Genomic DNA, 26,540 nt, shown 5'->3' with positions numbered 1-26,540 from the left:
AGCATGCTCACCTCCTTGATCCGCACAGCGCTGAGCCAGCGACTCATCGTTGTGGTCCTTGCATTGGTGCTGTGTGCTTTCGGTCTGCGCGAAGCCACGCGCTTGTCGGTTGATGCTTTTCCGGACGTGACCAACGTCCAGGTTCAAATCGCGACAGAAGCGCCGGGGCGTTCACCCGAAGAAATCGAACGCTTTGTGACTGTGCCGCTGGAAATTTCCATGACCGGCCTGCCTGGTTTGGTGGAGATGCGCTCGCTCAACAAAAGCGGTCTGTCCATCATCACCTTGGTCTTCACCGACAAGACCGACGTTTATTTCGCCAGACAACTGGTCACCGAGCGCCTGATCGAAGTCACCCCGCGCATGCCAGCAGGTATTGCGCCGGTGCTGGGGCCTGTCTCCACAGGTTTGGGCGAGGTCTACCAGTACACGCTGGAGCGGCCAGATGATGGGCAACGCGCACTCACCCCGCAAGAGCTGACCGAACGCCGCACCGTGCAGGACTGGGTGGTTCGCCCGCTGCTGCGCTCCATTCCAGGGGTGGCCGAGATCAACTCACAAGGCGGTTACGTCAAGCAATACCAGGCTCTGGTCGACCCAGGGCGCCTGCGGCATTACAACCTGTCTGTTCAGCAAATCGTGCAAGCCATTGCGGCCAACAACTCCAACGCCAGCGGCGGCATCTTGCCCCAGGTCAATGAGCAATATTTGATCCGAGGCGTGGGTCTGATCCGATCACTGGAGGACATCGGCAACATCGTGATCAAGGAGCAAGCCGGCGTGCCCGTTTTTGTGCGCGATGTGGCACAAGTCGAAATCGGCAGCGAAGTGCGCCAAGGCGCCATCATCAAAGGTGGTTACACAGAAGGTGTTTCCGGCATTGTGCTGATGATGCGTGGCGGCAACGCCAAGGAGGTTGTCTCCCGCATCAAAAAACGCGTCGAAGAGATCAACAGTCAGAACATGCTGCCCGATGGCCTGAAGATCGTCCCGTTCTACGATCGCACCGAGCTGGTCGACTCCGCTCTGTGGACGGTCGGCAAAGTGCTGATTGAAGGCATCTTCCTGGTTGTGGTCGTGCTGTTTGTCTTTTTGGGTGATGTGCGCTCGAGCCTGATCGTGGTCGCCACGCTGATCATCGTGCCGTTGTGCACTTTTATCATGATGAACCGTTATGGCATCTCTGCCAATCTGATGTCTTTGGGAGGACTGGCCATCGCCATCGGCCTGATGGTCGACGCCACCGTGGTGGTGGTTGAGAACGTGTACCACCGACTGGGGCATGCAGGTCAAAGCATTGGCGAGCGTGTGCGCACAGTTCTGGCCGCCACCATCGAAGTGGCCACGCCCACCATCTTTGGCATCGCCATCATCATCCTCGTGTTCCTGCCTTTGATGACTTTGCAAGGCATTGAAGGCAAGATGTTCGCGCCCCTGGCCCTGACCATCGCCATTTCCTTGGCCTTGTCACTGCTCGTCTCGCTGTTCCTGTCGCCCGTGCTGTGCTCTTACTTTCTCAAGGGTGGATCGGGCGAAGACACGCGCTTGATCGCTTTCCTCAAGAGCCGCTATTTGCGCTTGTTAGATGCCGCTACAGCCAAAAACCGACTGACCTTGGGCGTTGCCGTTGGCCTGTTATTGGGCTCTTTGGCGCTGTTCCCCATGCTGGGAAAGTCTTTCATGCCCACCATGAAAGAAGGTGCCCTCACGCCTCAGATCAATCGGGTCCCCAGCATTTCGCTGGACGAGTCCATTCGCATGGAAATGGCGGCCATGAAAACCATCGCCGAGGTGCCAGGTGTGCGAATGGTGGTGTCCAAATTAGGCCGTGGTGAATCGCCAGCCGACCCTGCTGGCCCGAACGAATCGGACCCGATCGTCCTGCTCGATCCCAAATCCGACAGGACACAAGATGAGATCGACGAAGACATCCGCCAGCGCTTGTCGAGCATTCCGGGCGTTCAGATCGTCTTGTCGCAGCCCATCTCAGAGCGCGTCGACGAGATGGTCACAGGTGTGAGATCACAAGTGGCCATCAAGATTTTTGGCGATGAACTGAACGAGCTCAAAGATCTTTCAGAAAAAGTCGCACGCATCCTCAAAAGCGTATTGGGCAGCCGAGACATCCGCATCGAACGTTTGTCAGGTCAGCAAGCCTTGACCGTGGACATTGACCGCAAAGCCATTGCCCGCCATGGCCTGAACGTGTCCGATGTGCAAAGCATCATCGAAACCGCCATCGGTGGCAAGGACGTCACCACACTTTATGAAGGCGAACGCCGCTACAGCGTTGTGGTGCGTTTCCCGCCTCAAGTGCGCCAGTCGGCCGAAGCCATTGGCAACACCTTGCTGCCCACCCCCGGTGGTGCTCAGGTCTCTTTGTCAAGTCTGGCCAGCATTCAACTGGTGGATGGCCCGGCACAAATCAGCCGCGAAAGTGGCAAACGCCGCGTGGTGGTAGGGGCCAACGTAGAGGGCCGCGATCTGGCGGGCTTTGTGACCGAAGTACAGCAACGCATTGACCAGGAAGTGAAGTTGCCCGAAGGCTATTACTTTGTGTACGGTGGCCAGTTCGAAAACATGGAGCGCGCGATGGGCACGCTGGCCATCATCGTCCCGCTGACCATTGCCGCGATCTTCTTCTTGCTGTTCATCCTGTTCCGCTCGGTAAAGCTGGCCGCACTGATCATTTTGGTGCTGCCATTCGCATCCATCGGGGGTCTGGTCGGTCTGTTTGTGTCCGGTGAATACGTGAGCGTGCCGGCATCTGTGGGCTTCATTGCCTTGTGGGGCATCGCTGTGCTCAACGGCGTGGTGTTGGTCACCTGCATCCGTCGCCTGCGCGAAGACGGCATGGACGTCGCCAGCGCCGTCAGAGAAGGCTGCGTGCAGCGTTTCCGACCCGTGATGATGACCGCCACCGTGGCCTTGCTCGGCCTGGTGCCCTTCCTGTTTGCCACAGGTCCGGGCTCGGAAGTTCAGCGCCCCTTGGCCATCGTGGTCATCGGCGGCCTGATCTCTTCAACCCTGCTCACGCTCGTGGTACTGCCCACTCTGTACCGCTGGTTTGACGACAACCCCAGCGAAGCCTGAACCCCAAGGATTAACCATGAAAGAAATTCGCGCCATTGTTCGCCCCAACCGACTGCCTCGCTTGCGTGATGCTTTGCGTGCCATTCCCAATTTTCCGGGTGTAACCATCTTCAAAGCTGAGGGCTTCACGGCCCCAGCATCCGTGACGAAACGAACGGTCAAAGATGAACTGACTGACTTCACAGACAAATTGATGGTTTGCGTGTTGGTCGAATCGGACATGGTCGAGCCTGTTCGCCGTGCCATTCTGGAGGCCAGTTACACCGGGCAGATCGGCGACGGCTTGGTGTGGGTGGTCGACATCGAAAGCATGCACCGCATCCGCGATCAGCAATTGATGAAATGAGCCAGCGAAAACACTACAACAGCGACGCGTCCAGCAACTCCACCCAATGCCGCACCGGCAGACCACTGCCGCTTTGCAGGTGGGTGATGCAGCCGATGTTGGCGCTGATCACGCCTTGTGGCTCCAGCGCGTTCAGGTGGCCCAGCTTGCGGTCACGCAGTTGCTTGGACAACTCGGGATTGAGCACGCTGTAAGTGCCCGCCGAGCCGCAGCACAAGTGGGACTCGTTGGCTGTGACCTTGATCTGAAAGCCCAGATCGCCCAAGTGCTTTTCCACGCCGCCTTTGAGTTGCTGGCCGTGTTGCAGCGTGCAAGGCGGGTGGTAAGCCTGCAGGCCTGCCGCTTGCAGGGCTTCAGGGTTCAGCTTAGCCTTGAGCAGCGGCACCAACTCGGGCAGCAACTCGCTCAGGTCGCGCGTCAGCGCGCCGATACGAGCAGCTTTGTCGGCGTACTGCGGGTCGTCTTTGAGCACATGGCCGTAGTCCTTGACCATGACACCGCAGCCTGAAGCGTTCATGACGATGGCTTCGACCTCGCCGCTTTCGATCAGCGGCCACCAAGCATCGATGTTGGCGCGCATGTGGTCTTTGCCGCCATCGTGGTCGTTCAGGTGGAACTTGACCGCGCCGCAGCAACCGGCCTTGGGGGCGGTCACGGCCTGGATGCCTGCGGCGTCCAGTACACGGGCGGTGGCGGTGTTGATGTTGGGGCTCATGCTGGGCTGCACGCAACCGGCCAGCATCAGCACCTTGCGGGCGTGCTGGCGGGTGGGCCAAGCGCCGGCGTTTTGCGGCGCAGGCACTTTGGCCTTGAGGCTTTCGGGCAGCAGGCCGCGCACCATCTGGCCCACCTTCATGGCAGGCGCAAACAAGGGCGACGGCAGGCCTTCTTTCAGTGCCCAGCGCACCAGCTTTTCGCTGGCGGGGCGCTCGACTTTGGCGTCGACCAGCTTGCGGCCAATGTCCACCAGGTGGCCGTATTGCACGCCGCTCGGGCATGTGCTTTCGCAATTGCGGCAGGTCAGGCACCGGTCCAGGTGCATCTGGGTTTTGCGGGTGGGCGTTTCGCCCTCCAGCACCTGCTTCATCAGGTAAATGCGGCCACGCGGGCCGTCCAGCTCGTCGCCCAGCAGTTGGTAGGTGGGGCAAGTGGCGGTGCAAAAACCGCAGTGCACACACTTGCGCAAAATGGCTTCTGCTTCCAGGCCTTCGGGCGTGTTTTGGTATTCGGGGGCGAGGTTGGTTTGCATGAAGGTTCGTCCCGAGATCAGACGGCTGGCGTGAGGGGATGCAAACGACCTGTGGCGAACACGCCTTTCGGGTCAAACTGCTTTTGCAATTGCTGTTGTATGCGTTGCTGCACGGCGGCGAGCGGGGTGTTCACACCGACCACTTTGTCCACGAGGGCATGGCCCGCACTGGTGCGGAACAAAGTGGCGTGGCCACCCAAAGACTGCGCCAACTCGCGCAAGGCCACTGCTGCCGAGGCGGGCGCCCACAGCCAGCGCTGGGCACCCTGCCATTCAATATAAGGGGAGGGATGGGCCAGGCCAGGTATTTCCAATTCCGGTGCGGTTTGTGGCAATGACAAACGCCACAGGCACACATCGGGGCTGGGTGCATCAAAAAATTGCAGGGTTTGCTCACCACTGGCAAGCCAGTCTTGCGCAGCCTCCACGTTGTCCATGGCCAGCACTTGCGCGCCCAGTGCCGCGGCATCAGCGCTCATTTTGGCGATGGCAGATTGCACCGCCGCCACCGCACCACGCAGACGCACAAACAAGTAGTCAGACACCGGTTGGGCGGTGGGGTCACGCACCCAAGCACTGGCATTGAGCGGCAAGGGTTGCCCGCCCCAACGGTGCAACAAACTCAATGCCGGACCTTGGGCCAATCCAGCGATCATCAAGGTCGCCTCGGCCGGGGCCACCGGCAAGACCTTGAGGCTGACCTCGGTGATCAAACCCAGTGTGCCCCAACTGCCAGCCATCAAACGGCTCACGTCGTAACCGGCCACGTTTTTCATGACCTGGCCGCCGAACGTCAAGTGCTCGCCCAGACCGTTGATGAAACGCGCACCCAAAACGTAGTCGCGCACAGCGCCAGCAGTCGCGCGCGCCGGGCCGCTCAGCCCTGCGGCCACCATGCCGCCCACTGTTGCGCCTTGGCCAAAGTGCGGCGGCTCGAAAGCCAGGCACTGGCCTTTTTCGGCCAATACAGCTTCCAACTCGGCCAATGGCGTGCCGCAGCGCACCGTGACCACCAACTCACTGGGCTCGTAGCTGACGATGCCCCGGTAAGCGCGGGTGTCGAGCACATCGCCCGAGAGGCTTTGGCCCCAAAAGTCTTTGGTGCCGCCGCCGCGCAGCCGCAGCACGCGGCCATCCGAACCGGCTTGGCGCACGGCATCGATCAGGTCATTGAGTTGAGCTTCCATGGGTCAAGATGGTAACCCCCGGCCTCAGGGGGAAGCGTGAATTTTTTGAATCAAAACCGTGTTGAAAATGAGGCCCCTCAGGATCGGTGATGGTTCACCGGCAAACCCGGCACATCCACCCGTATGCCAAAAATGCAACCTGATGGAGGGTACAAAGCCAACTCTGCTGCACTTCGGCCTTGACGGGCGGTCGTGATGAACAGGGTTTTCAGATCCGCACCGCCAAAACAGGGCATGGTGGGGCAAAACGCGGGAGTGGACACTTCGGCCAGCACCTCCCCTTTTGGCGACATGCGCAGCAAACGCCCGCCTTCGTATTGGGCGCTCCAATAGCAGCCCTCGGCGTCGACGGCCGCGCCGTCGGGCCGTCCGCCGTAAGGCGCATCGCTGCCCCAGGCCCAGCCTGCAGGTTTGGGGGTGGCTTGGTAGAACACGCGGCTGTTGGTGAGTTGGCCGCTGACGGCGTCAAAGTCAAAAGAGCGCACCTGATGCGCGGCGGTGTCAGCCCAGTAGGCGGTGCGGCTATCGGGTGACCAGGCGAGGCCATTGGCGGTCACAACACCATGCTCCACGCCATCCTTCACACCGCCCACCATGGCGTGCAGGCCTTGGTCGTCCAGCATGTACAACACACCTTGCGCCTGGCCTTTGGGTTCGTAAAGGCTACCGGCCCAAAAGCGGCCTTGGGCGTCGCACTTGCCGTCGTTGAAGCGCAGCTTGCTGGTGTCGTAAGGCGCTGCGGCCAGCTGTTGCAGGTCGCCGCCCCAAGTGCGTGCCCGATAAATGCCATCTCGCAAAGCCACGATCAAGCCGCCGCCTTGCACCGGGGCGATGCAGCCGGGTTCTTGCGTCAAGGGCCAATACTCAAGAGGGCCTCGGGCTTGCATGCCATCAACGGCCAAACGCCCAAGTCGCTGCCCGGGGATGTCCACCCAATACAGGCGCTGCTCCTGCGGGTGCCAAAACGGCGACTCACCCAGGCCGTCGGGCTCGGTGGTGATGGGGGTCCAAGTGGGTTTCAACAAGGCGGGTGCATTCATGAAATCCATTGTGCCCGAGCACTCGCACAGACCGTTGGGCGCACTTCCCCAAAAAGAAACAGCCCGCAGGGCCAAAGCACTGCGGGCTGAAAAGGGGGTGGCTTGCGCCACCATTTGCAATGAAACTTGTTTTACTGGCTATTAGCCGTGATATGCCGACTCACCGTGTGAAGAGATGTCCAGACCTTCGCGCTCTTCTTCTTCGGTGACACGCAGACCAATGGTCAGGTCAACGATCTTGAAGGCGACCAGAGAAACCACACCCGACCAGACAATGGTCAGCAGCACGGCCTTGGCCTGGATCCACACTTGTGCAGCGATGGAGTAAACGTCGGGTGTGACCATGGTCATCGTAACCCAGTCGCCCATGGCGCTCGGGCCACCCAAAGCTGGCGAGTTGAAAACACCGGTCAACAAGGCACCGACGATACCGCCGACACCGTGCACGCCGAACACGTCCAAGGAGTCGTCTGCACCCAGCATCTTCTTCAGACCGTTCACACCCCACAGGCAAGCGAAGCCGCCGATGAAGCCGATGATCAAAGCACCACCCAGACCCACGTTACCTGCTGCTGGCGTAATCGCCACCAAACCGGCGACAGCACCCGAAGCGGCACCCAACATGGAGGCTTTGCCGCGCATCAGCGCTTCACCCACACACCAAGCCAACACAGCACCGGCTGTGGCGATCAAGGTGTTGATGAAGGCCAAAGCTGCGAAACCGTTGGCTTCCAGAGCAGAGCCGGCGTTGAAACCGAACCAACCCACCCACAGCAAGGAGGCGCCCACCATGGTCAATGTCAGGCTGTGAGGGGCCATCGATTCACGGCCATAACCCACACGCTTGCCCACCATGAAGGCACCGACCAAGCCTGCGACAGCGGCGTTGATGTGCACCACAGTGCCACCAGCGAAGTCCAGAGCACCCCACTGCCACAACAGACCGGCTTTGGATGTCATTTCGTCGGCCACTTCTTTAGAAGCGTAAGCGTCAGGACCCATCCAGAACCAGACCATGTGTGCCACAGGCAGGTAGCTGAAGGTGAACCACAGCACCATGAAAGCCAGCACCGCAGAGAACTTGATACGCTCAGCGAATGCACCGACGATCAAGGCGCAAGTGATGCCTGCGAACGTAGCCTGGAAGGCTGCGAACGAAATTTCAGGAATCACAACACCTTTGCTGAAAGTGGCGGCGTTGGCAAAAGTGCCGGCGACGTTGTCCCAGATGCCCTTCATGAACAGGCGGTCAAAACCACCGATGTAGGCATTGCCTTCGGTGAAGGCCAAGCTGTAGCCGTAGATGAACCACAACACGGTGATGAGCGAGAAGGTAACCACGACCTGCATCAGCACGGACAGCATGTTTTTGCTGCGCACCAAGCCGCCGTAGAACAGGGCCAAGCCCGGAATCACCATCAAAATCACCAAAATGGTGGACAGCATCATCCAGCCGGTGTCGCCCTTGTTGGGCACCAAAACAGGAGCGGCTTCGGCTGCAGCGGGGGCTGCGGCCGCTGGCGCGGCAGGTGCAGGGGCTGCATCGGCCTTCGCATCAGCTGCAGGTGCCGTGACGGCGGCAGGTGCGGTCTGAGCGGTGGCGACAGAAGCCGTACCGAACACACCGAAACCCAAACTCAGGCCTAAGGCCAGGGTAGCGAGTAGTTTTTTCATTTCTTGACTCTCTTTCTGGTCGATCAAAGGGCTTCAGCGCCGGTTTCACCGGTGCGGATGCGAACCACTTGTTCGAGGTCGTACACAAAAACCTTGCCGTCTCCAATCTTGCCGGTGCGAGCACCCGCTTCGATGGCTTCGATCACGCGCTCGACGAGTTCGTCAGAGACAGCGGCTTCGATCTTCACTTTGGGCAAAAAGTCGACCACGTATTCCGCGCCGCGGTACAGCTCAGTGTGGCCCTTTTGACGGCCGAAGCCTTTGACTTCGGTCACGGTGATGCCTTGCACGCCGATGCCCGAAAGTGCTTCACGCACTTCGTCCAGCTTGAAGGGTTTGATGATGGCGGTCACCAGTTTCATGATGCTTCCTTGGTTGGAATGAGGGAAATCAGAAGGCGTATTTCAGGCCGAGAACCGCACCGGACTTGCCGTTGTACTTGTTGAGCAAGGTGTAGAAAGGCTCGTTGGCGTTGGTGCCCACCAAAGCAGCGCTGGCCGTCAGACCGTTGCCCAGGTCTTTGTTCAGGGTAAGTGCGTAATCGCTGTAAGAAGCATTGACCACGTTTTTGACTTTCTGGTAGCCGTAGTGCGGCACCAAGGTGAAGCCGTTGCCCAAGTCAAAGTTGGCGCTCAGGTCCACGTAGTAGCTGTTCTTGCTGTTGGGGTTGCCAAACAGGTTGGAGATCGCGTGCGAGTACTTGGCCGTGACCAAACCGTAGGTCACCGCACCGTACACCTCGTTGGTGTTGGCGTTGGCAAAGCCACTGACCTTGGCCAAGTTGTTGCCCGAGTACTCATAACGCAGGAAACCCACGTCGTAGGCCGCATCGCCCACAGCGCCTTTGTAACCACCGTACAGGTCGATTTCAACCGGGCCCTTGATGCCGCCCACGCCCACGGTGGTGCCTGTGTCCTTGATCCACTGGATGGTGGAACCCCAAGCACCCACATAAAAACCACTCTTGTCCGCGTAATCCACACCGCCTTGCAGTGCTGGCTTCAGACGCGACTGCGAAATACCGCGGTAACGGTAGTCAGTCACAACGCCCACGTTGTAGGACAAAGTGCTTTCTGGCTCAGCAGGTGCTGTCTGGGCTTGGGCCACAGAAGTCAAAGAACCGATGGCCAAAGCGATCAATGAAGGAACGAGGATTTTTTTCATGAGGGACTCCAATAAAAATGAACGATGACCTTAAGTTCAAGCAGGGAGCGTGCCAACCTCTAGATCCTTGTCGACTCGGGCAATTACCAGTGCTTTATAGCTCTTTATGTGTTTGAATCGTTTTCAAATCAATTCGGTGTACCCATAACGGGCATCACCACACACGCCATGCACCAGCATGGGGCATGGAGGGGTTATGAGTCTCAGTTTGGTGCACAGCCGTGCATTGGTGGGTCTTCAGGCACCAGCAGTGACCGTTGAGGTGCATTTGGTCAACGGTTTGCCCAGCTTCACGCTGGTGGGCTTGGCCGATGTCGAAGTCAAAGAGGCGCGAGAACGGGTGCGCTCAGCGCTGCAAAACAGCGGCCTCGAGTTTCCACACAACAAACGGATCACCGTCAACCTGGCTCCAGCCGATCTGCCCAAAGATTCGGGGAGGCTCGATTTGCCGATTGCGCTGGGCATCTTGGCGGCCAGTGGACAAATTGACGCCAGCAAACTGGCGGGGCATGAATTCGCGGGCGAGTTGTCGCTTTCTGGCGAGTTGCGCCCCGTGCGCGGCGCATTGGCCATGGGCCTGGTGCTGCGCCAGCAGCAAGTTCACACGCGCTTGGTGCTGCCGCCGGGCAGCGCCGAAGAAGCGGCCTTGGTGCCCGGCGCAGAAGTCTTCCGGGCCAAACATTTGCTGGATGTGGTGCAGCAGTTTTTACCGCCGTCTAACGAGCCGCCGCCCGAGCCCAGCGACGGCTGGGCACGCATGGTGGCCACTACACCCAGCGCACCACCACGTTACGCTGACTTGTCGGATGTGAAGGGCCAAGCGGGCGTGAAGCGGGTGCTGGAAATCGCCGCAGCTGGAGGCCATTCGCTGCTGATGGTGGGTCCGCCCGGTTCGGGCAAATCCATGTTGGCACAACGCTTTGCAGGTTTGCTACCGCCCATGTCGGTGGAGGACGCGCTCGAATCGGCTGCCCTCGCCAGCCTGGCCGGGCGTTTCGACTTGGCGCGCTGGGCACAGCGGCCAACGGGCCAGCCACACCACTCGGCCAGTGCGGTGGCCTTGGTGGGGGGTGGCTCACCTCCAAGACCTGGTGAAATTTCTCTCGCCCACCACGGCGTTTTGTTTTTAGACGAGTTACCGGAATTCCCAAGGGCGGCATTAGAGGCCCTGCGCGAACCCCTGGAGACCGGCACCATCACCATCGCCCGCGCTGCCAGGCGAGCCGAGTTTCCGGCCCGGTTTCAGTTGATCGCGGCCATGAACCCCTGTCCTTGTGGCTATTTGGGCAGCACCACGCGAACTTGCCGATGCTCCCCCGACCAGGTCAGCCGCTACCAAGGCAAACTCAGCGGTCCCTTGCTCGACCGCATCGATTTGCACATTGAAGTGCCCAGCCTGCCCGCCATGGACTTGTTGAACTCAAACCCTGGCGAAAACACCGAAACCATTGCCGCGCGCAGTTTGGTCGCCCGTGAGCGTGCCCTGGCTCGCCAAGGCTGCGCCAACGCCGACCTGCAAGGTCAAACCATCGATGCGCAGGCGCAATTGACAGAGGCGGCCACCCGCTTGCTGCAAAAAGCCGCCGCCCAACTCGGCTGGAGCGGCCGCAGCATCCACCGCAGCCTGAAAGTGGCCCGCACCATCGCCGACTTGGCCGGCAGCGACACCATTGAAGCCGCGCATGTGGCCGAAGCGGTGCAGTACCGGCGGGTGCTCAAGGAGCATTGAAGCGATCTGATCAAGAGGGACGACCTGCCCAGACCCATGCCTCACACCAAAGACAAACCACCGTCCATCATCAAGGTGTGCCCGGTGACCAAGCCCGAGGCCGATGAAGCCAGAAACATCACCGCGTGCACGATGTCTTCTTCGGTGCCTGTGCGTTGGAGTGGAATGCTTTGCGTCTTGTTGCGAACGTAATCCGGGTTGGCAAACAGGTCTTTCGTCATGCCAGACGGAATGGCCGTGGGGGCCAGCGCGTTCACGCGCACCAACGGTGCCCACTCCACCGCCAGCACCTTGGTCATGTGAGAGACGGCAGCCTTCTGAATACCGTAAGGCGTGCCCTTGCCTGACACCACCACCCCATTGACACTGCCGATGTTCACAATCGCCCCACCGCGCATGCGCATGGGCTCACCAAACACCTGACAGCTGCGGTAAACGCCATTCAGGTTCACATCGGTCAAGGTCATCCAAGTCTCTTCATCGCAACCCGCAAAATCCGAACGGATCTGCAGGCCGTGCGCATTCACCAGAACATCCAGGCCTTCGGTCTGTGCCACTTCAGCCTGCACCGCATGAAGCGAGGCCCGGTCACGCACATCGGCCACCCGATGCGCAATGTGCGGGTGCTGCTCGCCACCTTCAACGGGAGACTGGTCCACACTCCAAACCTGCGCGCCCAAAGACGCAAAGCCCCTGCAAATTGCTGCGCCCAAGGTGCCGCGTCCGCCGGTTACCAGCACGCGTGCACCCACCAGATCCCGATAGGGAAACGCGTAATCGCCAATTGGCGCAAAGTTGCCCAAAGCGGCCATGGCTCAGTCCACCATCGCACCGGAGATCTTCACACCCTCAGCCCACATCTCGATCTGGCGGGTCACAAACTGGCGAAACTCGTCAGGCTTGTTGCCCACCACAGTACTGCCCAATTCATTCATCTTTTGCACGACATCAGGCTGTTTGAGGGCGTCGGCCAAGTCCTGAGCCAGCTTGTCCACCACTGGCTTGGGTGTGCCCTTGGGCGCAAAAAACCCAGCCCATGGCGCAGCGTTGAAGTTGGCAAAGCCTTGCTCGGCCACCGTTTTGTAATCGGGTGTACCGGGGGCTCTTTGGAGCGTGGTGATGGCGATCATCTTGAGCTTACCCGCCTTCAAATGCTGTTGTACCGCAGGCAAACCGGTCACGCCTACCATCAAGGTACCACCCAGCAAATCAGTGATCATGGGGGTGCTGCCCTTGTAAGGGATATGGGTCAGCTGCACATTGGCTTTGGCTTTCAGGACTTCCATGCCCAGGTGCGAAGCGGTGCCATTGCCGTCCGAGCCGTATGAAAATTTACCCGGCTCTTTTTTGAGCAAGGCGATCAGCTCGGGCAGGCTGTTGGCAGGCACCTGCGGGTTCACCACAATCGCGTTCGGGTAAATCGTGGCCTGCGTCAAGGGCTCGAAATCATTCAGCGGGTGGTATGGCATCTTTTTGTACAAGGAGATGTTGATCGCATGTGATCCGGTCACGCCCAGAACGATGTTGTGGCCGTCCGGTGCCGATTTGGCCACCAGGTCCGAACCCACGTTGCCGCCTGCGCCCGCCTTGTTGTCGATGACCACCGGTTGACCCCATTTGGTGCTGAGTTTTTCGGCCACCACGCGGGCTGTGATGTCGGTGGCGCCACCCGGCGGGAAAGGCACCACGATGCGCACCGGCTTGTTCGGAAAATCGGTGGTCTGCGCTGCCAAAGGTCCGGCCAGCCAAGTCGTGGCCAGCACAGCGGTAATGGCAAGGGTTTTCTTCAACATGGTGTGTTCTCCTGAGGTGCATTCCAAAATGGAAAAGGATGCGCATCGGCTGAAGCCGACAACAATTGATGGGCCCAATTTTGGGCCGCGGCAGAGGACATACTGCCTTCGCAATAGCCTAAAAATTTATCCAGCAAGGCGTTTTCAGTGAAAGGCATTTGCGCATCTCCGGGCACGGCCGTCACTTCATGTTCGTGCCGACTGCCGTCTTTGCAAACAATCAACAGCCTTGCGCCGCGCTGGCCCTGCTGCGTCCACAGTGCATCAACTTGCACCTGCACCTTGGCCTCCAGTGCACGCAGCGCAGGGTCCTGAAACTGAGGTTCGCGGTAAATCCAAGGGTCCAGTCGACCCCAGCGCAACATGGCGGCCAGCCCAAAGCTGAGTGAAAACTGCGCCTGCAAAGGCGTTTGGGGTGAGCGGTTGCCACAGTAAATGGTGGCCTCTTCATAAATCTGGAGCACCACACTGTCCACCATGTCCAGATTGATCGCGGCCCGCAACGTATCGGCTGCCAAGGCTCCGTAATGGACATGTCGCACCGCTGCATAGGGCTTGAAATAGGCCTTCAACAATTGAAAGTCCTCCGCATCGTCAAAGACCAAAGGCGGCTTGCCCAAACCAACACGCGCGTATTCCGCCACCGATCCGGTGGGTGCAGTGATACCGCTGGCCACAGCCAGCGCAGCACTTTGTCCCAGTTGCGCCGAATGCCCCAAGTAGGTGTTGCGTGCGGTGTCACCCGAACGCACCGGCCAATACAAGCTCATGGGCAATTGGCAAGCGACCACATTCACTGCTTGAACGATTTGGGCGGGTGTCAAGCCCAGTGCATGGGCCACCGCAGCTGCCGCGCCCAAAGCAGGCCAGTTGCCGTCCACATGCATGCCGGGGTTGATGCGCAGGCTGGCCCCCATGCGGGCACCGATTTCGTAACCCACCACAAATGATTTCAGGAACTGCCCGTAGGTCAGCCTGGACGCCATGGGCAACAGCGCTGCCAAAGCCGCCACACCCGGTCGGCCGTGCGCGCCTGCATGGCCCTCACAGGCTTCGTCCCAGCATGCCGCCATGGCGAGCACCAGCGCAGCATTGCCCGCAGACAAGCCGGCGGCATCGGGGATCAGGCGAAAGCTGCCTGGATCGATCGCCGCTGCCCGATGCGCCAATTCGGCCACGGGCGCGGCGCGCAATCCCGCCATGATGCAGCCCAAAGTGTCCACGACCAACCAGCGGGCATGGGTTTGCAAGGCAGGGTGTGTATCCAGATCGACCGCGTGCAAACGCTGCAAAACCGAGAGCAATTGAGCATCCATATTTTGTCCACTTTTGACGCACTCTAATGCGTGTTGAACCTCGAACGCTGCACCGAAGCGACAGCTTTTTGACCTGATGCACGCAAGCTGACGACCCGGCGTGTGACCAGTTCACGATAATGAGCCCATGCGGTATTCACCTCGCGACTCGATGAGAACTTTAGATTTGGGCCCCTTCAGCTTCTGGCTGTCGCTGCCCCAGCTCATCACTTGGGGCAGTGTTTTCTACACCTTCTCGCTGCTGATGACACCGCTCGAGGCCGAGTTGGGCATGACGCGCGCCGAGTCGTCTTTGGCCTTCAGCATGGCGCTGCTGGCCGAGGGTTTGATGGCCTATGGGGTGGGGCGCTGGATCGATGCGGGGCGCGAGCGCTGGGTCATGACGGCGGGCTCCTTGTGGATTGGCGTGGGCCTGGTGGGGCACAGTTTTGTCACCACGGTCGCGGGGTTTTATGTCGCCTGGATCTGGCTGGGCCTGGGCACGGCAGCCACTTTTTACACGCCAGCTTTTGCCGTGGTCACGCGTCGTTTTCCGCAAGACTTTCGGCGGGCCATCATCACGCTGACTTTTTTGGGCGGGCTGGCCAGCACGGTTTTCATTCCGCTGTTCGCCTGGTGGATGGATCTGTGGGGTTGGCGTCAAGCCCTTTGGGCGCTGGCAGCGCTGCAATTTTTGATTTGTGCGCCCTTGCACGCCTGGTTGCTGCAAGGCGCGCCGCGCACCGTGCGCGAGCCCTCGGCTTCGACCGACATGCCCCCACTGACCTCCGTGCGCGAACACCTGCGCCACGCGCCGTTTTGGCTGTTGGCCCTGTTCATGGTGCTGATGATGTCGGTCACCTCGGCTCTGCCTGCGCACATGATCGCCTTGCTGCAAGAGTCGGGCTTGTCACCCGCCTGGGTGATCGCCATTCCGGCGGCCATTGGGGTGATCCAGGTGCTGGGGCGCTTGGTTCTGTTTGTGTTTGAGCGTTACTGGGACGTGCACGCCGCCAACCGCTGGATTCCCACGCTGATCCCGGCGGGCGTGCTGGCCTTGCTGATCGGTGGGCTCAGCCCTGTCGCCTCGCTGGTGTTTGTGCTGTTGTATGGCCTGGGCAATGGCATGAACACCATCGTCAAGGGCACTGCCATGGCGCAATACGTCAGCCGCGTCCACGTCGGGCGGCTCAACGGCCTGCTGGGCTTGCCCATCGCGCTGGCCCGCGCCGCCGCGCCTTTGACGCTGGGCCTGCTGTGGTCTCCCCAACACGGCTACACCCTGGCCTTGTGGTGGTTGTTGTTGGCCAGCTTGCTGGGCACAGCCGCGCTGTGGGGGGCGCAAAGCTACGCCCGCGCTGCACGGCACTGAACGCTCACATCAACACATCAACGCTTCAGCGGGTGAGCCAACGCCGCGCCGCAAAACTCAGCGCGTCCACGCAGGCCACCATCAGCAGCATGGCCGCCAAAATGGTGGCGGTCTTGTTCATGTGGAACAGGCCCATGTGGAATGACAGCAACTGCCCCAAACCACCCGCGCCCACCACGCCCAACACGGCGGCGGCGCGGATGTTGTTTTCCCAGCGGTACAGCGTGTAGCTCATCAACTGCGGCAAGACCTGGGGCAAGGTAGAATAAAAGAACACACGCAGCGGCCCCACACCTTGGGTGCGCAAAGCGTCACCGGGGCCAGTAGGCACGTTTTCCATGGCCTCGGCAAACAAGCGGCCCAGCACGCCACTGGTGTGCAGCGCCAGCGCCAACGTGCCCGCCATGGGCCCTAGCCCAGCCGAGATCAACAACAACGCAGCCCACACCAGTTCAGGAATGGCGCGCAGCGCATTGAGCAACCAACGCGTGGGGGTGCGAGCCCATGCGGGGTCTTGGCTTGACATGCGGCTGGCCGGTACGGCCAGCGCCAAGCCCAGCACCGCCGCAATGGCGGTGCCCAGCGCCGACATGGCCAGGGTTTCCCAAGCGGCCCAGGCCACTTTGCGCACAAACACGGACGACAAATCGGGCGGAAAAAATTCGGCCACAAAGCGGCCCATGCTGCGCGCCGCTTCCATCGATGCAAAAGCGGCCCAATCGAGCTCCAGCGACACAAAGCTGGCCACCACCAACACCAGCAAGCCTGCTGTGAACCAGCAGGCGCGGCAGCGGGCATTGAACAGGGGCGGCGGCAGTTTCCAGGGTGGGTTGGCCGCTTCGCGTGAAAAAGACTTCATGCCAAAGCCTTTCGAAGCCAAGCACTCACGCGATCGGCCAAGGCCACCAGCGCAATGAACACCAGCAACAAAGTGGCCACTTCGCCGCCGTTGAACATCTTCATCGAGTTGTCCAGTTGCTGGCCCAAGCCCCCCGCGCCCACAAAGCCCAGCACCACCGAAGAGCGGATCGCGCATTCCCAGCGGTACACGGTGTACGAAGCCAGCTCGGCCGCATGGCTGGGCAGTAGCGCGTAAACAAAGGCTTGCAGCCGGCCACTGCCATTGCGCATCAGGCTCTGGGTGGCGTGGCTTTCACCGCTCTCCAAAATCTCGGCGTACACCTTGCCCAGCATGCCGCCATAGGTCAGCGCAATCGCCAGCACGCCCGCGGTGGGGCCCAGGCCGACCACTCGGACAAACACCAGTGCCCAGATCAATTCAGGAATGCTGCGCAACACAATCAATGTGGCCCGCACGCACCAGCGCATAACGGCTGGCCAGCGGTCCATGCGGCCGGACAAAGCCGAGAGTGACAACACCCGCGTGGCCAACAAACTCAAAGGCACGGCCAGTACCAGCGCCAGCGTGACGCCAGCGGTGGCCATGGCCACGGTGCGCCAGGTTTCGCGCACCACCATCTGCAGAAATTCGGCGTTGTGCACCAAGGGCCAAAAGCTGCGCAGAAAGTTGGCAGTGACTTTGCGGTTCTCGGGTTCCCAGAGCACCCACAAACGGAATTCGGTGGCCACACCCAGAGGCCACAAAAGGACCAGCGCGAGACTCAACCAGAACACGCGTGCGGCAAAAGCCGGGTCGCGTGCAGGTGCTTGCATGTTCGGACGAACAGGCGGCAAACCGGATGAACGGTCTGCAGACGAAGGGGAGACAGCGAGCGACATCTGCGGGGCCAGTGACTTCAAGGAACTGACCGCGTCAGCGGCAGTGCATCACCACGGGCGCGGGCGCTTCGGGTGTGGCCTCTTGCAACGCCACGGGCAGCGCCTCACCACGCAACTCGTGTTCATACTGGTCGTACAAATGCGCCAGACGCTCGGGCGTGACCTGCTCTGCGGGCAAATCAAATACCACCTGCCCGTCGCGCAGCCCGATGATGCGTGGAAAGTGCGCCAACGCCATGTCCACCTGGTGCAGCGTGGCCACCAGTGTGGTCTGCCGTTCACGCGCCAGACCCACCAACGCGGACATGGCCATGCGGGAGCGCATCGGGTCGAGCGCTGACAAAGGCTCATCGATCAGCCACAGGCTGGCCGGGGCCAACAAGGCGCGGGCCAGGCCCACGCGCTGGCGTTCGCCACCTGACAAGCGGTCGACGCGTTCAAACAACTTGTCGCCCAAGTCAAAGTGCACCAGCGCGGCATAAGCGGCCGGAATGTCGGACGGGTAAAACAGCGAGCGCAAACTGGCCCACAACCCCATGGCGGGCAAACGCCCGGCCAGCACCGAGGTGACCACGCGTTGGCGGGGGGGAAGTGGTGGCACCTGTGGGGCCAGAAACAACTGACCACGCAAACGGCGCAGGGCCCGTGCGGGCAAAGTCCAAGGGTTCACACCAGCCAACTGCAGCTGACCTTTTGTGGGCGGCTGTGCGCAGGCCAGCACCTGCAACAAGGTGGTCTTGCCCGCGCCAGAAGGGCCAATGATGGCCACTTGCTCCCCCGCGGCGAGCTGCAGGTTCAATGCACGCAAGGCCGCAGGAGCACCCGGCAGCGCTGCCGGATGCCTGGCTTCCAGGGCTTGAAGGTCGATGTTCACCGCGCTGCCGCTCAGGTTTTAGAGCAAGTTGGCACTGCGAGCGGCCGACTCCAGGCCTTTGTAGTTCTCAGGCGTGGTGGGCACGTAGCGTGTGGCACGGTTGAGCTTCAAAATTTCGGCTTGCTCGGCGTTGGCGGGGTTCAGCGCCAACAAAGCGGCTTTGATTTTTTCGCGCAAGTCGGCAGGCATGTCAGCGTGCACCGACCAGTTGTAATTGAAATAAGGCGGCGTGGTGTAGAACACGTTCACATCCTTGGTGTCGACCTTGTTCTCGGCCACAAACTTTTTCCAAACGGTGATGTCGAGCGCGGCGGCATCGACCTTGCCGCTGACCACCGAAGCGATGGTTGCATCGTGTGCGCCGCTGTAGGCGATGCGCTTGAAGTCTTTTTCAGGTTCGATGTTGGCTTGCAACAAGAAGCTGCGCGGCATCAGGTGGCCCGAGGTGCTGCTTTGCGAACCGAAAGAGACTTGCTTGCCCTTCATGTCGGCCAAGGTCTTGATGCCCGAATCGGTCTTGGCAATAAAAACCGACTGGAAACGCGTGTCTTCTTCGCGCTGCGCCAATGGCACGATCTTGCCGCCCGAGCGGATGCTGGCTTGCACAAAGGTGAAGCCCCCAAACCAGACCAGGTCAACCTTCTTGTTGACCAAGGACTCCACGGCGGCCGGGTAATCGGTCACGGGGGTGAATTGCACCTTCATGCCCAGCTGCTTTTCCAAATATGTGGCCAAAGGCGTGAACTTGCGCACCTGCTCGGTGGCGGCCTCTTCAGGGATGGTGGTCACGCGCAGCGTGGTTTGGACTTGGGCTGTCGACGCAAAAGTGGCCGACAGGGCGAGCAGACCTATGCAAGCACTGGACAGGATTTTCGATAAAAAGGCGTTAGACATTGAGGGCTTCCGATAAAAACAAACAACCGAGATTAAAACCTGAATTCAAGACACCAAGCCTCAAAGGAAAAAAAGAGCACCCAATCGAAGTGTCCGTGCGGCAAATCCAAGGTCTTGCCCACACGGGTCCACGCGCCATGAGCGCCTGCCCTAACATGCCGCATGTCCACGCCCCAATTCATCCAGCTGTACCAGCACAACGCCGCCGCCGTAGCGCAAGAACTCTTGGCGGGCCTGAGCGCCCCGCAGGCCTTCACATCGCCTAAATACCTGTACGACGCTCTAGGCTCACGCCTGTTCGAGGCCATCACCGAACTGCCTGAATACGATCTGACCCGAACCGAGGCCCAATTGATGCAGTTGCACAGCGCCGACATGGCGCGGCACTTGCCGACAGGCGCTTGTTGGATCGACTTGGGTGCAGGCAACTGCGAAAAAGCCGGGCGGCTGCTTGGCCCCATGGCCGCCGGGCGCTACGTGGCCGTGGACATTTCGGTGGACTTTGTGCGGCAAGCCCTGGATGTGCTGCAACGACAGCACCCCGGCTTGCCCATGGCCGGCTTGGGCACCGACTTTTCGGGTGGCCTCGATTTGCCCGACGCGTTGGACTTGGACCCGGCACAGCCGCGCGTGCTGTTTTACCCGGGTTCGAGCATCGGCAATTTCACACCCGAGCAAGCGCTGGGCTTTTTGCGAAGCTTGCACCAAGCGTGTGGAACGGCAGCCGGCAGTGGCTTGCTGATCGGGGTGGACTTGCTCAAAGAACCCGCCGAACTGGAAGCCGCTTACGACGACGCGTTGGGCGTGACCGCCGCTTTTGACCTGAACCTGCTGCTGCACATCAACCGGCTGGTGGGCAGTGACTTTGCCGTGCGCGATTGGCAGCACCTGTCACGCTTCAACAAGCAGGCATCGCGTGTGGAAATGCACTTGAAAGCACGCCAAGCGGTTCGCGTGCAATGGCCGGGTGGCGAGCGGCTTTTTGCCGCAGGCGAGACCATCCACACCGAAAACGCATGCAAATGGGTGGTGCCAAATTTTGAGGCTTTGCTTCGTTCTGCGGGCTTTGCCTCCACCCGCGTTTGGACCGATCCGGAAAAGCGTTTTGCAGTGGTGTGGGCTGTGGCCTGAACGTGCTTTAAAGGGCCACAGAGCGAAAGCCCGCAAAAATATCGCGCCGTTCGGGCACAAAGAAGTTGCGGTAGCGCACGTCCACCACATGCGCTGAAGTGGCAGCGCTGGCCCCGCGCAATACGCGGTGGCCGCCCCACCATGGCGCTGAGTAGTCACGGTAGGGGTGCACCTCAAAGCCCGGGTACGGCAAAAAGTCGCTGGACATCCACTCCCACACCTGGCCCCAAGCAAAGTCGGGGTGCTGCGCCGCACCCTCCCATTCGGCCTCCGTGGGCAAACGCCTTCCGGCCCACTGGCACCAAGCCTGGGCATCGTGCGCATTCAGGTGCACTGCAGGCGCCTGCAGGTCCAGCGCTTGCCACTGGCCAAACTTCTGGACTTGCCAAACGCCCTGTTCACACCGCACATGCGGTGGCAGGGCATGGCCCGTGGCCTGCACAAACGGTAAGTAGCGCGCCCAAGACACGGCGGCAGCATCTATCTCAAAAGCCTCCAGCGCCACTGGATGGGCCAAACGTTCGTTGTCAAAAGCAAAACCCGGCCCCGTGTGGCCCAGGGTGTGAACTTGAGCGGGCACCCAGATGGACGGGCTCAAATCTGTTGTCACTTCATGGCCATCGGGGTGGCCAAGGGCCTCTGCGCGCGCGCAAAGCCTTTCTGGCAAAACCAGACCCAAGGCTTGCGCCATGTAAACCGAGGCCTCGTTGTGCATGTCTTCGTGCTGGAGCACCAAGCGCCAGAAATACAAGGCTTCGTCGCTCACCCCAGCCGGGTTGTCTTGCAAAACCTGCAAGTGGGCCAAACTGCGCTGCAGCACCTGCGCCAAATAGGCCTGCGTCCCCGAAAAATCGGGCAAAGGCAAATCCCAACGGCTGTCGTGCGCGACTTCGCTGGAGTTGTAAAGGGCATCGGCATCGGGAAGCAAAGAGGCATCAAACGACTCAGCGCTGCTGGCACTGCGCGTGCCCCAATGGCGCTGGCGGTTGCGCACGGTCCACCACTCCTGAAACCAAGCGATGTGACCCCACTCCCACAAAGGGGGGTTCATGCCGGGCAAGGGCGTGACCGACAAGTCGGGCATGGCGTTTTGCCAAGCCTGTATCAGGCCCAGTGTGCGGGCGCGGGTGGTTTGCAGGGCTTGGGCCAAAGCCTCTGGACCAGCGGTGCGTACGGCGCTGACAACCGGCCCACGGCAGTCGGTGGGGAAAGCGCTGAAAGGGCCAGCCCAAGCCGCTTCTGAAGGGGTCTGCCCTGCCCCCACCGTGTTACTGCCATTCATGTATAAACCGCCCATGCAAAAACTTCGTGTGGTCATTGTCAGCCCTGCTTTGGCCGATGCCAACAACGGCAACTGGCAAACAGCACGACGCTGGCAGCGTTTGTTATTGGGGCATGACGTGCGCATCGTACGGCAATGGCCTGATCCCCAAGCCCACCAAGACGATGTCATGCTGGCCCTGCACGCCCGACGCTCAGCCGAGTCTGTTCAAGCCTGGCACGCCCAACACGGCCAGCGCGGCTTGGGCGTGGTACTCACTGGCACCGACCTCTACCGCGACATCGGGCACGACCCCTTGGCGCAACAGTCTTTGTCGCTGGCCCATTCACTGGTGGTGCTGCAAGAATTGGGTATCAAGGCTTTGCCTCCCGCACACAACGCCAAGGCGCGGGTCGTCTTTCAGTCCACCGGCACGCGCCAGACTTTGCCCAAGACCACTCGGCATGTGCGCGCCGTGATGGTGGGCCATTTGCGCCAAGAAAAAGACCCTCTGACGTTGATGGCCGCTGCGCGCCTGTTACCCGAAGGCGCTGGCGTTTTCATTGACCACATCGGTGCCGCGCTCGACCCGGCTCTGGGCCAAGCCGCACAAGACACACAGGCGCAGTGTCCACATTACCGCTGGCTGGGGGCTGTGCCCCACGCGCAAACCCTGCAGCGCATTCAACGCGCCCACCTGCTGGTGCACTGCAGCCGCATGGAAGGCGGCGCACATGTGCTGATGGAGGCGATGTGCAGCGGCACGCCAGTGTTGGCCTCGCGCATCGACGGCAATATGGGCCTGTTGGGCGAAGATTACGCCGGTCTGTTTGAGCCGGGCAACGCCCAAGCTTTGGCCGATTTGCTGCTGGCATGCCGATCGCCACAAACCGGTCATGCCCTGGTGGCACACTTGCAGCATCAGTGCGCTTTGCGTGCACCTTTGTTTGAACCGAGCGCCGAGCGCGCTGCCTTGCACCGCTGGGTGCAAGACCTCTGGACCCTTTGAATGCAATCTTCCCATCAACCCGTGCTGCGCGACTTGGTGCTGGTCGGCGGCGGCCACAGCCATGTGGGCGTGCTGCGCATGTTCGCCATGAAGCCAGAGCCCGGTGTGCGCATCACCGTGATCTGCACCGACATCGACACGCCATATTCGGGCATGTTGCCCGGTTACATCGCGGGCCACTACAGCTTTGACGAAGTGCACATCGACCTGGGCCGACTGTGCGCCTTTGCAGGGGCACGCCTTTACCAAGACGCAGCCGTCGGCATCGACCGACAAAACCAAAGGGTCATTTGCAAAAACCGCCCCCCTGTGCCTTACGACCTGTTGTCGGTCAACATTGGTTCAACCCCGCAGGTGCAAAACGTGAAAGGTGCACAAGCGTTGGCGGTGCCGGTCAAGCCGATTGCGCAGTTCAACCAACGCTGGCTGGCACTGATGGACAAAGCGCGCCAGTGGCCCACTTACCGGGGGGGCATGACCGTTGCCGTTATCGGTGGGGGAGCGGGCGGCGTGGAGTTGGTGCTGTCCATGCAACACCGATTGCGCAACGAATTCAAAGCCATGGGGCGCAACCCCGAAGACCTGAAGTTTGTTCTCCTGACCTCCGGCGATTCGGTCTTGCCCACCCACAACCCTGGCGTGCGCCAGCGTTTCGCCCAAGTGCTGCAAGAGCGCAACGTGGAGGTGCATACCCATGCCGAGGTGGTGCAGGTTTCGCCAGGCTGCCTGCACACACGCGACGGCCGCACCTTTGATGCCGACGAAACGATGTGGGTCACGCAAGCGGGTGGTCCGGCTTGGCTGCAAAGCTCGGGCCTGACACTCGACGACAAAGGCTTCATTTTGGTGAATCCCCAGTTGCAAAGTCTGAACGATCCACTGGTTTTTGCGGCCGGCGATATCGCCTCCTTTGCCGAGCGCCCGCTGGAAAAAGCAGGTGTATTTGCCGTGCGCATGGGCAAGCCACTGGCCGACAATTTGCGCCGCAGCCTGCGCGGTCAAAAACTCGTGGCCTACAAGCCGCAACGTCACTGGTTGGCTTTGATCTCAACTGGCAACCGCTACGCTGTGGGCTCACGCGGGTCTTGGGGCTTTGGTGGCGATTGGGTTTGGCGTTGGAAAGACCGGATTGACCGTGAATTCATGCGCCGCTTCACAGAACTGCCCACCATGGACGCCAACGCACCGGGCACGCATTTGCGCACCGCCATTCGGGCGATGGGCCAGCTGCTGAGAGACATTCTGGTCCAAGGCAAAGCGCCCACCACGCGTTTGAGTTTGAGCTCTGAAGAGTCTCTGCAAGCCATCTCGGCCATCGCCATGCGCTGCGGTGGTTGCGGTGCCAAAGTGGGCGCCAATGTGTTGTCGCGTGCCTTGGGTCAATTGCAACCGGTGGAGCGTGCCGATGTGTTGATCGGCCTGCATTCTCCGGACGATGCGGCCGTGGTGCGCGTGCCGCCAGGCATGGCCGTGGTCCAGACGGTGGATTTTTTCCGCGCCTTCATCGACGACCCTTATTTGTTCGGCAAAGTGGCCGCCAACCACGCGCTGGGCGATATTTTCGCCATGGGGGCCGAGCCCCAAACGGCCACCGCCGTCGTCACCGTACCGCCGGGGCTGGAGAGCAAAGTCGAAGACCTGCTGACCCAAATGATGGGCGGTGCGATCGAGGTGCTCAACGCCGCAGGTTGCGCCTTGGTGGGTGGCCACACCGGAGAGGGTGCGGAACTGGCTCTGGGCTTTGCCATCAACGGTTTGATCGACGAGAAAATGGACGGCGTGATGCGCAAGGGCGGCATGCAAGCGGGCGATGTGCTGCTGCTGACCAAGCCGATGGGCACTGGGACCTTGTTCGCCGCGCACGCACGCCATGCGGCCAAGGGCCGCTGGATCGCGGCGGCCTTGCAGTCGATGGTGCAGTCCAACCAAACAGGTGCCAAAATTTTGCACAGCCATGGGGCCACCGCCTGCACCGACCTGACCGGCTTTGGCCTGCTGGGCCACTTGGTCGAGATGACGCGACCATCCGGCGTGGATGCCGAACTGACCATGAGCACCCTGCCCCTGCTGGACGGCGCGGTGGACTGCGTCAAGGCGGGCATTGTGAGCTCTTTGCAACCCGCCAATGTGCGCCTGCGCCGCGCGCTGCGCAACGCCGACGAGTTTGTGAACGACCCCCGCTACCCCTTGCTGTTTGACCCGCAAACCGCAGGCGGCCTGCTGGCCAGCGTGCCTGCTGTGCAAGCTGCGGCTTGTGTGCAAGCCCTGAAAACGGCAGGCTATGCGCACACCGCCATCATTGGCCGCATCACCGCGCAAGGTGATGCGATCGAGCCTGTGCTGCTCAAAACCTAAACACTCCCCCTACCGTATGCTCGCTGACCACATCACTCTCAACGCCGACCTGACCCAACGCTGCGTCGTGCACAGCCCATCCCTCGATTGGGTGAACTCCCCCGCCTCAGGCGTGTCACGCCGATTGCTTGAGCGCGATGGCGGCGAAGTGGCGCGGGCCACGTCCATCGTGCGCTATGCGCCCGGCTCGGCCTTTGCCAGCCACTCACACGGCGAAGGCGAAGAAATTTTGGTGCTCGAAGGCACGCTGCAAGACGAACAAGGCGTGTACGGCCCCGGCACCTACATCCAAAACCCGGTGGGCTCATCGCATGCGCCCGCATCACCCGAGGGCTGCACTTTGTTCGTCAAGCTGCGCCATCTGGACGCGCGCGACGAGGAACGTGTGGTCATCGACACGCACCGCAGCACATGGCGTCAGGGCATGGCGGAGGGCCTGAAGGTCTTGCCGCTGCACACCTTCGAAACCCAAAACACCGCCTTGGTGCGCTGGGCACCCGAGACCTATTTCAGTCCACACCGGCATTGGGGCGGCGAAGAAATTTTTGTGGTCGAAGGCGTTTTCTCGGACGAGCACGGCGACTACCCCGCCGGCAGCTGGCTGCGCAGCCCGCACATGAGCCAGCACCAACCCTTCAGCCGCGAAGGCTGTTTGATTCTGGTGAAAACCGGGCACCTGACCTGAACACGCCCAACGGGGTGCCAAGGTCCGGTGGTAAATTGATGTTTGATTTTTCAACCCATAAGACAAGCCGATGACCTCCAGCAAAACCGACCGTCTGCCCGAAATGCCCCGCGAACAAATGACCGATGCACAACGTGCAGCGGTCGACGAACTGGTCAGCGGACCACGCGGAAAACTCTCTGGTCCCTTTGTGCCCTTGATGCGCAGCCCCGAGTTGATGCGCCGCCTGCAAAAAGTGGGGGAATACCTGCGCTACGACAACACCGTGGGTTTGCACAATTCAGAATTTGCGGTGCTGGTGGTAGCGCGCCACTGGTCCCAACCAGTGGAGTGGCACATCCACAAACCCATCGCCATGAAAGCTGGCGTGAGCGAAGAGACTTGTGACGCGATTGCCGAAGGCCGCCGCCCGCCGAACATGACGGCCGAAGAAACCGTGGTGTACGACTTCTTGCAAGAACTGCTGCACAACCAGTCGGTGAGCGACGTGACTTGGGCAGCTGCGCAAAAGATGTTTGGCGATCAGGGCGTTATCGACATGACGGCACACTGCGGCTACTACAGCTTGCTGGCCATGGTCATGAACACCACGCGCCGCGGCTTGCCAGACAACGCCGCACCGGGCATTGCACCGTTTCCACACTGATCC

Annotated in this window: 23 protein-coding genes; 9 read left to right on the top strand and 14 right to left on the bottom strand. The window is 60.7% G+C overall.

Annotated elements, in window-relative coordinates; translation table 11 throughout:
• Positions 1-3: 3 nt before the first annotated feature.
• Together B9Z40_RS08545 and B9Z40_RS08540 are read left to right on the top strand one after the other, a co-directional pair.
• Positions 4-3,093 (top strand): efflux RND transporter permease subunit, encoded by a 3,090-nt coding sequence (locus B9Z40_RS08545; RefSeq protein WP_100172765.1) that lies wholly within the window; start codon positions 4-6, stop codon positions 3,091-3,093.
• Positions 3,094-3,109: 16 nt separating this feature from the next.
• Positions 3,110-3,439 carry a P-II family nitrogen regulator gene (locus B9Z40_RS08540; RefSeq protein ID WP_100172764.1) on the top strand — a complete coding sequence of 110 codons (330 nt, stop codon included), beginning with the start codon at positions 3,110-3,112 and terminating at the stop codon, positions 3,437-3,439.
• Positions 3,440-3,452: 13 nt separating this feature from the next.
• Here B9Z40_RS08540 and glcF read toward each other — a convergent pair whose 3' ends face one another.
• The 6 genes from glcF to B9Z40_RS08510 all read right to left on the bottom strand — a co-directional run bounded on the left by glcF (position 3,453) and on the right by B9Z40_RS08510 (position 9,753).
• Positions 3,453-4,688 carry a glycolate oxidase subunit GlcF gene (gene glcF / locus B9Z40_RS08535; protein WP_100172763.1) on the bottom strand — a complete coding sequence of 412 codons (1,236 nt, stop codon included), beginning with the start codon at positions 4,686-4,688 and terminating at the stop codon, positions 3,453-3,455.
• Positions 4,689-4,705: 17 nt separating this feature from the next.
• Complete coding sequence (gene glcE / locus B9Z40_RS08530; RefSeq protein WP_100172762.1) at positions 4,706-5,875, bottom strand: glycolate oxidase subunit GlcE; 1,170 nt, start codon at positions 5,873-5,875, stop codon at positions 4,706-4,708.
• A 77-nt stretch (positions 5,876-5,952) separates the two neighbouring features.
• Positions 5,953-6,915, bottom strand: a complete 963-nt coding sequence (locus B9Z40_RS08525; protein ID WP_233204838.1) for an SMP-30/gluconolactonase/LRE family protein — start codon at positions 6,913-6,915, stop codon at positions 5,953-5,955.
• Between the two features lie 141 nt (positions 6,916-7,056).
• Positions 7,057-8,589: an ammonium transporter gene (locus B9Z40_RS08520; RefSeq protein WP_100172760.1), complete on the bottom strand. Its 1,533-nt coding sequence runs from the start codon at positions 8,587-8,589 to the stop codon at positions 7,057-7,059.
• 23 nt (positions 8,590-8,612) lie between these two features.
• Positions 8,613-8,951: a P-II family nitrogen regulator gene (gene glnK, locus B9Z40_RS08515; protein ID WP_100172759.1), complete on the bottom strand. Its 339-nt coding sequence runs from the start codon at positions 8,949-8,951 to the stop codon at positions 8,613-8,615.
• Between the two features lie 28 nt (positions 8,952-8,979).
• Positions 8,980-9,753, bottom strand: coding sequence for a TorF family putative porin (locus B9Z40_RS08510; protein ID WP_100172758.1), 774 nt, complete (start codon positions 9,751-9,753; stop codon positions 8,980-8,982).
• Positions 9,754-9,949: 196 nt separating this feature from the next.
• Here B9Z40_RS08510 and B9Z40_RS08505 point away from each other — a divergent pair, with 196 nt between their 5' ends.
• Positions 9,950-11,482: a YifB family Mg chelatase-like AAA ATPase gene (locus B9Z40_RS08505; protein WP_100172757.1), complete on the top strand. Its 1,533-nt coding sequence runs from the start codon at positions 9,950-9,952 to the stop codon at positions 11,480-11,482.
• Positions 11,483-11,523: 41 nt separating this feature from the next.
• Here B9Z40_RS08505 and B9Z40_RS08500 read toward each other — a convergent pair whose 3' ends face one another.
• The 3 genes from B9Z40_RS08500 to B9Z40_RS08490 are packed head-to-tail and all read right to left on the bottom strand — an operon-like array spanning position 11,524 to position 14,591.
• The gene (locus B9Z40_RS08500; protein ID WP_100172756.1) at positions 11,524-12,294 is read right to left on the bottom strand and encodes an SDR family NAD(P)-dependent oxidoreductase; all 771 of its coding nucleotides are present in this window, start codon (positions 12,292-12,294) and stop codon (positions 11,524-11,526) included.
• Positions 12,295-12,297: 3 nt separating this feature from the next.
• Positions 12,298-13,275: a tripartite tricarboxylate transporter substrate binding protein gene (locus B9Z40_RS08495; RefSeq protein WP_100172755.1), complete on the bottom strand. Its 978-nt coding sequence runs from the start codon at positions 13,273-13,275 to the stop codon at positions 12,298-12,300.
• Positions 13,269-14,591 carry an MmgE/PrpD family protein gene (locus tag B9Z40_RS08490; RefSeq protein WP_100172754.1) on the bottom strand — a complete coding sequence of 441 codons (1,323 nt, stop codon included), beginning with the start codon at positions 14,589-14,591 and terminating at the stop codon, positions 13,269-13,271. Before B9Z40_RS08490 ends, B9Z40_RS08495 begins: the two co-directional genes overlap by 7 nt.
• A 151-nt stretch (positions 14,592-14,742) precedes the next feature.
• Here B9Z40_RS08490 and B9Z40_RS08485 point away from each other — a divergent pair, with 151 nt between their 5' ends.
• Positions 14,743-15,942, top strand: coding sequence for an MFS transporter (locus B9Z40_RS08485; protein ID WP_100172753.1), 1,200 nt, complete (start codon positions 14,743-14,745; stop codon positions 15,940-15,942).
• A gap of 25 nt (positions 15,943-15,967) precedes the next feature.
• Here B9Z40_RS08485 and phnE read toward each other — a convergent pair whose 3' ends face one another.
• The 4 genes from phnE to B9Z40_RS08465 form a co-directional block, all read right to left on the bottom strand.
• Positions 15,968-16,801, bottom strand: coding sequence for a phosphonate ABC transporter, permease protein PhnE (gene phnE, locus B9Z40_RS08480; RefSeq protein WP_100172752.1), 834 nt, complete (start codon positions 16,799-16,801; stop codon positions 15,968-15,970).
• Entirely contained in the window at positions 16,798-17,616 is an 819-nt protein-coding gene (locus B9Z40_RS08475; protein ID WP_100172751.1) for an ABC transporter permease, read from the bottom strand. The genes phnE and B9Z40_RS08475 overlap by 4 nt, the downstream gene beginning before the upstream one ends.
• Positions 17,617-17,716: 100 nt before the next feature.
• Positions 17,717-18,556: a phosphonate ABC transporter ATP-binding protein gene (locus B9Z40_RS08470; protein ID WP_100172750.1), complete on the bottom strand. Its 840-nt coding sequence runs from the start codon at positions 18,554-18,556 to the stop codon at positions 17,717-17,719.
• An 18-nt stretch (positions 18,557-18,574) separates the two neighbouring features.
• Positions 18,575-19,450 (bottom strand): putative selenate ABC transporter substrate-binding protein, encoded by an 876-nt coding sequence (locus B9Z40_RS08465; protein ID WP_100172749.1) that lies wholly within the window; start codon positions 19,448-19,450, stop codon positions 18,575-18,577.
• A 162-nt stretch (positions 19,451-19,612) separates the two neighbouring features.
• Here B9Z40_RS08465 and egtD point away from each other — a divergent pair, with 162 nt between their 5' ends.
• A complete protein-coding gene (gene egtD, locus B9Z40_RS08460) occupies positions 19,613-20,581 on the top strand; it encodes an L-histidine N(alpha)-methyltransferase (protein ID WP_100172748.1) in 969 nt (322 codons plus the stop codon).
• A 7-nt stretch (positions 20,582-20,588) separates the two neighbouring features.
• On the opposite strand, the gene senA is transcribed toward egtD, so the two are convergent.
• Positions 20,589-21,863 carry a selenoneine synthase SenA gene (gene senA, locus B9Z40_RS08455; protein WP_100173011.1) on the bottom strand — a complete coding sequence of 425 codons (1,275 nt, stop codon included), beginning with the start codon at positions 21,861-21,863 and terminating at the stop codon, positions 20,589-20,591.
• A gap of 13 nt (positions 21,864-21,876) precedes the next feature.
• Between senA and senB the strand changes: the two genes are divergently transcribed.
• The 4 genes from senB to B9Z40_RS08435 all read left to right on the top strand — a co-directional run bounded on the left by senB (position 21,877) and on the right by B9Z40_RS08435 (position 26,537).
• Entirely contained in the window at positions 21,877-22,851 is a 975-nt protein-coding gene (senB, locus tag B9Z40_RS08450; RefSeq protein WP_100172747.1) for a selenoneine biosynthesis selenosugar synthase SenB, read from the top strand.
• Positions 22,852-25,206 carry a selenide, water dikinase SelD gene (gene selD, locus B9Z40_RS08445; RefSeq protein WP_100172746.1) on the top strand — a complete coding sequence of 785 codons (2,355 nt, stop codon included), beginning with the start codon at positions 22,852-22,854 and terminating at the stop codon, positions 25,204-25,206.
• A 16-nt stretch (positions 25,207-25,222) separates the two neighbouring features.
• Entirely contained in the window at positions 25,223-25,891 is a 669-nt protein-coding gene (locus tag B9Z40_RS08440) for a cupin domain-containing protein (protein ID WP_233204837.1), read from the top strand.
• A 70-nt stretch (positions 25,892-25,961) separates the two neighbouring features.
• Positions 25,962-26,537 (top strand): carboxymuconolactone decarboxylase family protein, encoded by a 576-nt coding sequence (locus B9Z40_RS08435; RefSeq protein WP_100172745.1) that lies wholly within the window; start codon positions 25,962-25,964, stop codon positions 26,535-26,537.
• Positions 26,538-26,540: the final 3 nt, after the last annotated feature.

It is taken from the genome of Limnohabitans sp. 15K, assembly GCF_002778285.1.
Classification (GTDB): domain Bacteria; phylum Pseudomonadota; class Gammaproteobacteria; order Burkholderiales; family Burkholderiaceae_C; genus Limnohabitans_A.
This window is presented reverse-complemented; position numbering and strand designations above follow the sequence as displayed.

What these genes read in the sequence shown, in the direction of transcription:
- B9Z40_RS08505 (WP_100172757.1), top strand. Translation starts at nt 9,950, where the DNA reads ATGAGTCTCAGTTTGGTGCACAGCCGTGCATTGGTGGGTCTTCAGGCA.
- B9Z40_RS08500 (WP_100172756.1), bottom strand. Translation starts at nt 12,294, where the DNA reads ATGGCCGCTTTGGGCAACTTTGCGCCAATTGGCGATTACGCGTTTCCC.
- B9Z40_RS08520 (WP_100172760.1), bottom strand. Translation starts at nt 8,589, where the DNA reads ATGAAAAAACTACTCGCTACCCTGGCCTTAGGCCTGAGTTTGGGTTTC.
- phnE (WP_100172752.1), bottom strand. Translation starts at nt 16,801, where the DNA reads ATGAAGTCTTTTTCACGCGAAGCGGCCAACCCACCCTGGAAACTGCCG.
- glcF (WP_100172763.1), bottom strand. Translation starts at nt 4,688, where the DNA reads ATGCAAACCAACCTCGCCCCCGAATACCAAAACACGCCCGAAGGCCTG.
- B9Z40_RS08540 (WP_100172764.1), top strand. Translation starts at nt 3,110, where the DNA reads ATGAAAGAAATTCGCGCCATTGTTCGCCCCAACCGACTGCCTCGCTTG.
- glnK (WP_100172759.1), bottom strand. Translation starts at nt 8,951, where the DNA reads ATGAAACTGGTGACCGCCATCATCAAACCCTTCAAGCTGGACGAAGTG.
- B9Z40_RS08525 (WP_233204838.1), bottom strand. Translation starts at nt 6,915, where the DNA reads ATGAATGCACCCGCCTTGTTGAAACCCACTTGGACCCCCATCACCACC.
- glcE (WP_100172762.1), bottom strand. Translation starts at nt 5,875, where the DNA reads ATGGAAGCTCAACTCAATGACCTGATCGATGCCGTGCGCCAAGCCGGT.
- B9Z40_RS08510 (WP_100172758.1), bottom strand. Translation starts at nt 9,753, where the DNA reads ATGAAAAAAATCCTCGTTCCTTCATTGATCGCTTTGGCCATCGGTTCT.
- egtD (WP_100172748.1), top strand. Translation starts at nt 19,613, where the DNA reads ATGTCCACGCCCCAATTCATCCAGCTGTACCAGCACAACGCCGCCGCC.
- B9Z40_RS08435 (WP_100172745.1), top strand. Translation starts at nt 25,962, where the DNA reads ATGACCTCCAGCAAAACCGACCGTCTGCCCGAAATGCCCCGCGAACAA.
- B9Z40_RS08440 (WP_233204837.1), top strand. Translation starts at nt 25,223, where the DNA reads ATGCTCGCTGACCACATCACTCTCAACGCCGACCTGACCCAACGCTGC.
- B9Z40_RS08465 (WP_100172749.1), bottom strand. Translation starts at nt 19,450, where the DNA reads ATGTCTAACGCCTTTTTATCGAAAATCCTGTCCAGTGCTTGCATAGGT.
- senA (WP_100173011.1), bottom strand. Translation starts at nt 21,863, where the DNA reads ATGAATGGCAGTAACACGGTGGGGGCAGGGCAGACCCCTTCAGAAGCG.
- B9Z40_RS08490 (WP_100172754.1), bottom strand. Translation starts at nt 14,591, where the DNA reads ATGGATGCTCAATTGCTCTCGGTTTTGCAGCGTTTGCACGCGGTCGAT.
- selD (WP_100172746.1), top strand. Translation starts at nt 22,852, where the DNA reads ATGCAATCTTCCCATCAACCCGTGCTGCGCGACTTGGTGCTGGTCGGC.
- B9Z40_RS08495 (WP_100172755.1), bottom strand. Translation starts at nt 13,275, where the DNA reads ATGTTGAAGAAAACCCTTGCCATTACCGCTGTGCTGGCCACGACTTGG.
- senB (WP_100172747.1), top strand. Translation starts at nt 21,877, where the DNA reads ATGCAAAAACTTCGTGTGGTCATTGTCAGCCCTGCTTTGGCCGATGCC.
- B9Z40_RS08545 (WP_100172765.1), top strand. Translation starts at nt 4, where the DNA reads ATGCTCACCTCCTTGATCCGCACAGCGCTGAGCCAGCGACTCATCGTT.
- B9Z40_RS08485 (WP_100172753.1), top strand. Translation starts at nt 14,743, where the DNA reads ATGAGAACTTTAGATTTGGGCCCCTTCAGCTTCTGGCTGTCGCTGCCC.
- B9Z40_RS08475 (WP_100172751.1), bottom strand. Translation starts at nt 17,616, where the DNA reads ATGCAAGCACCTGCACGCGACCCGGCTTTTGCCGCACGCGTGTTCTGG.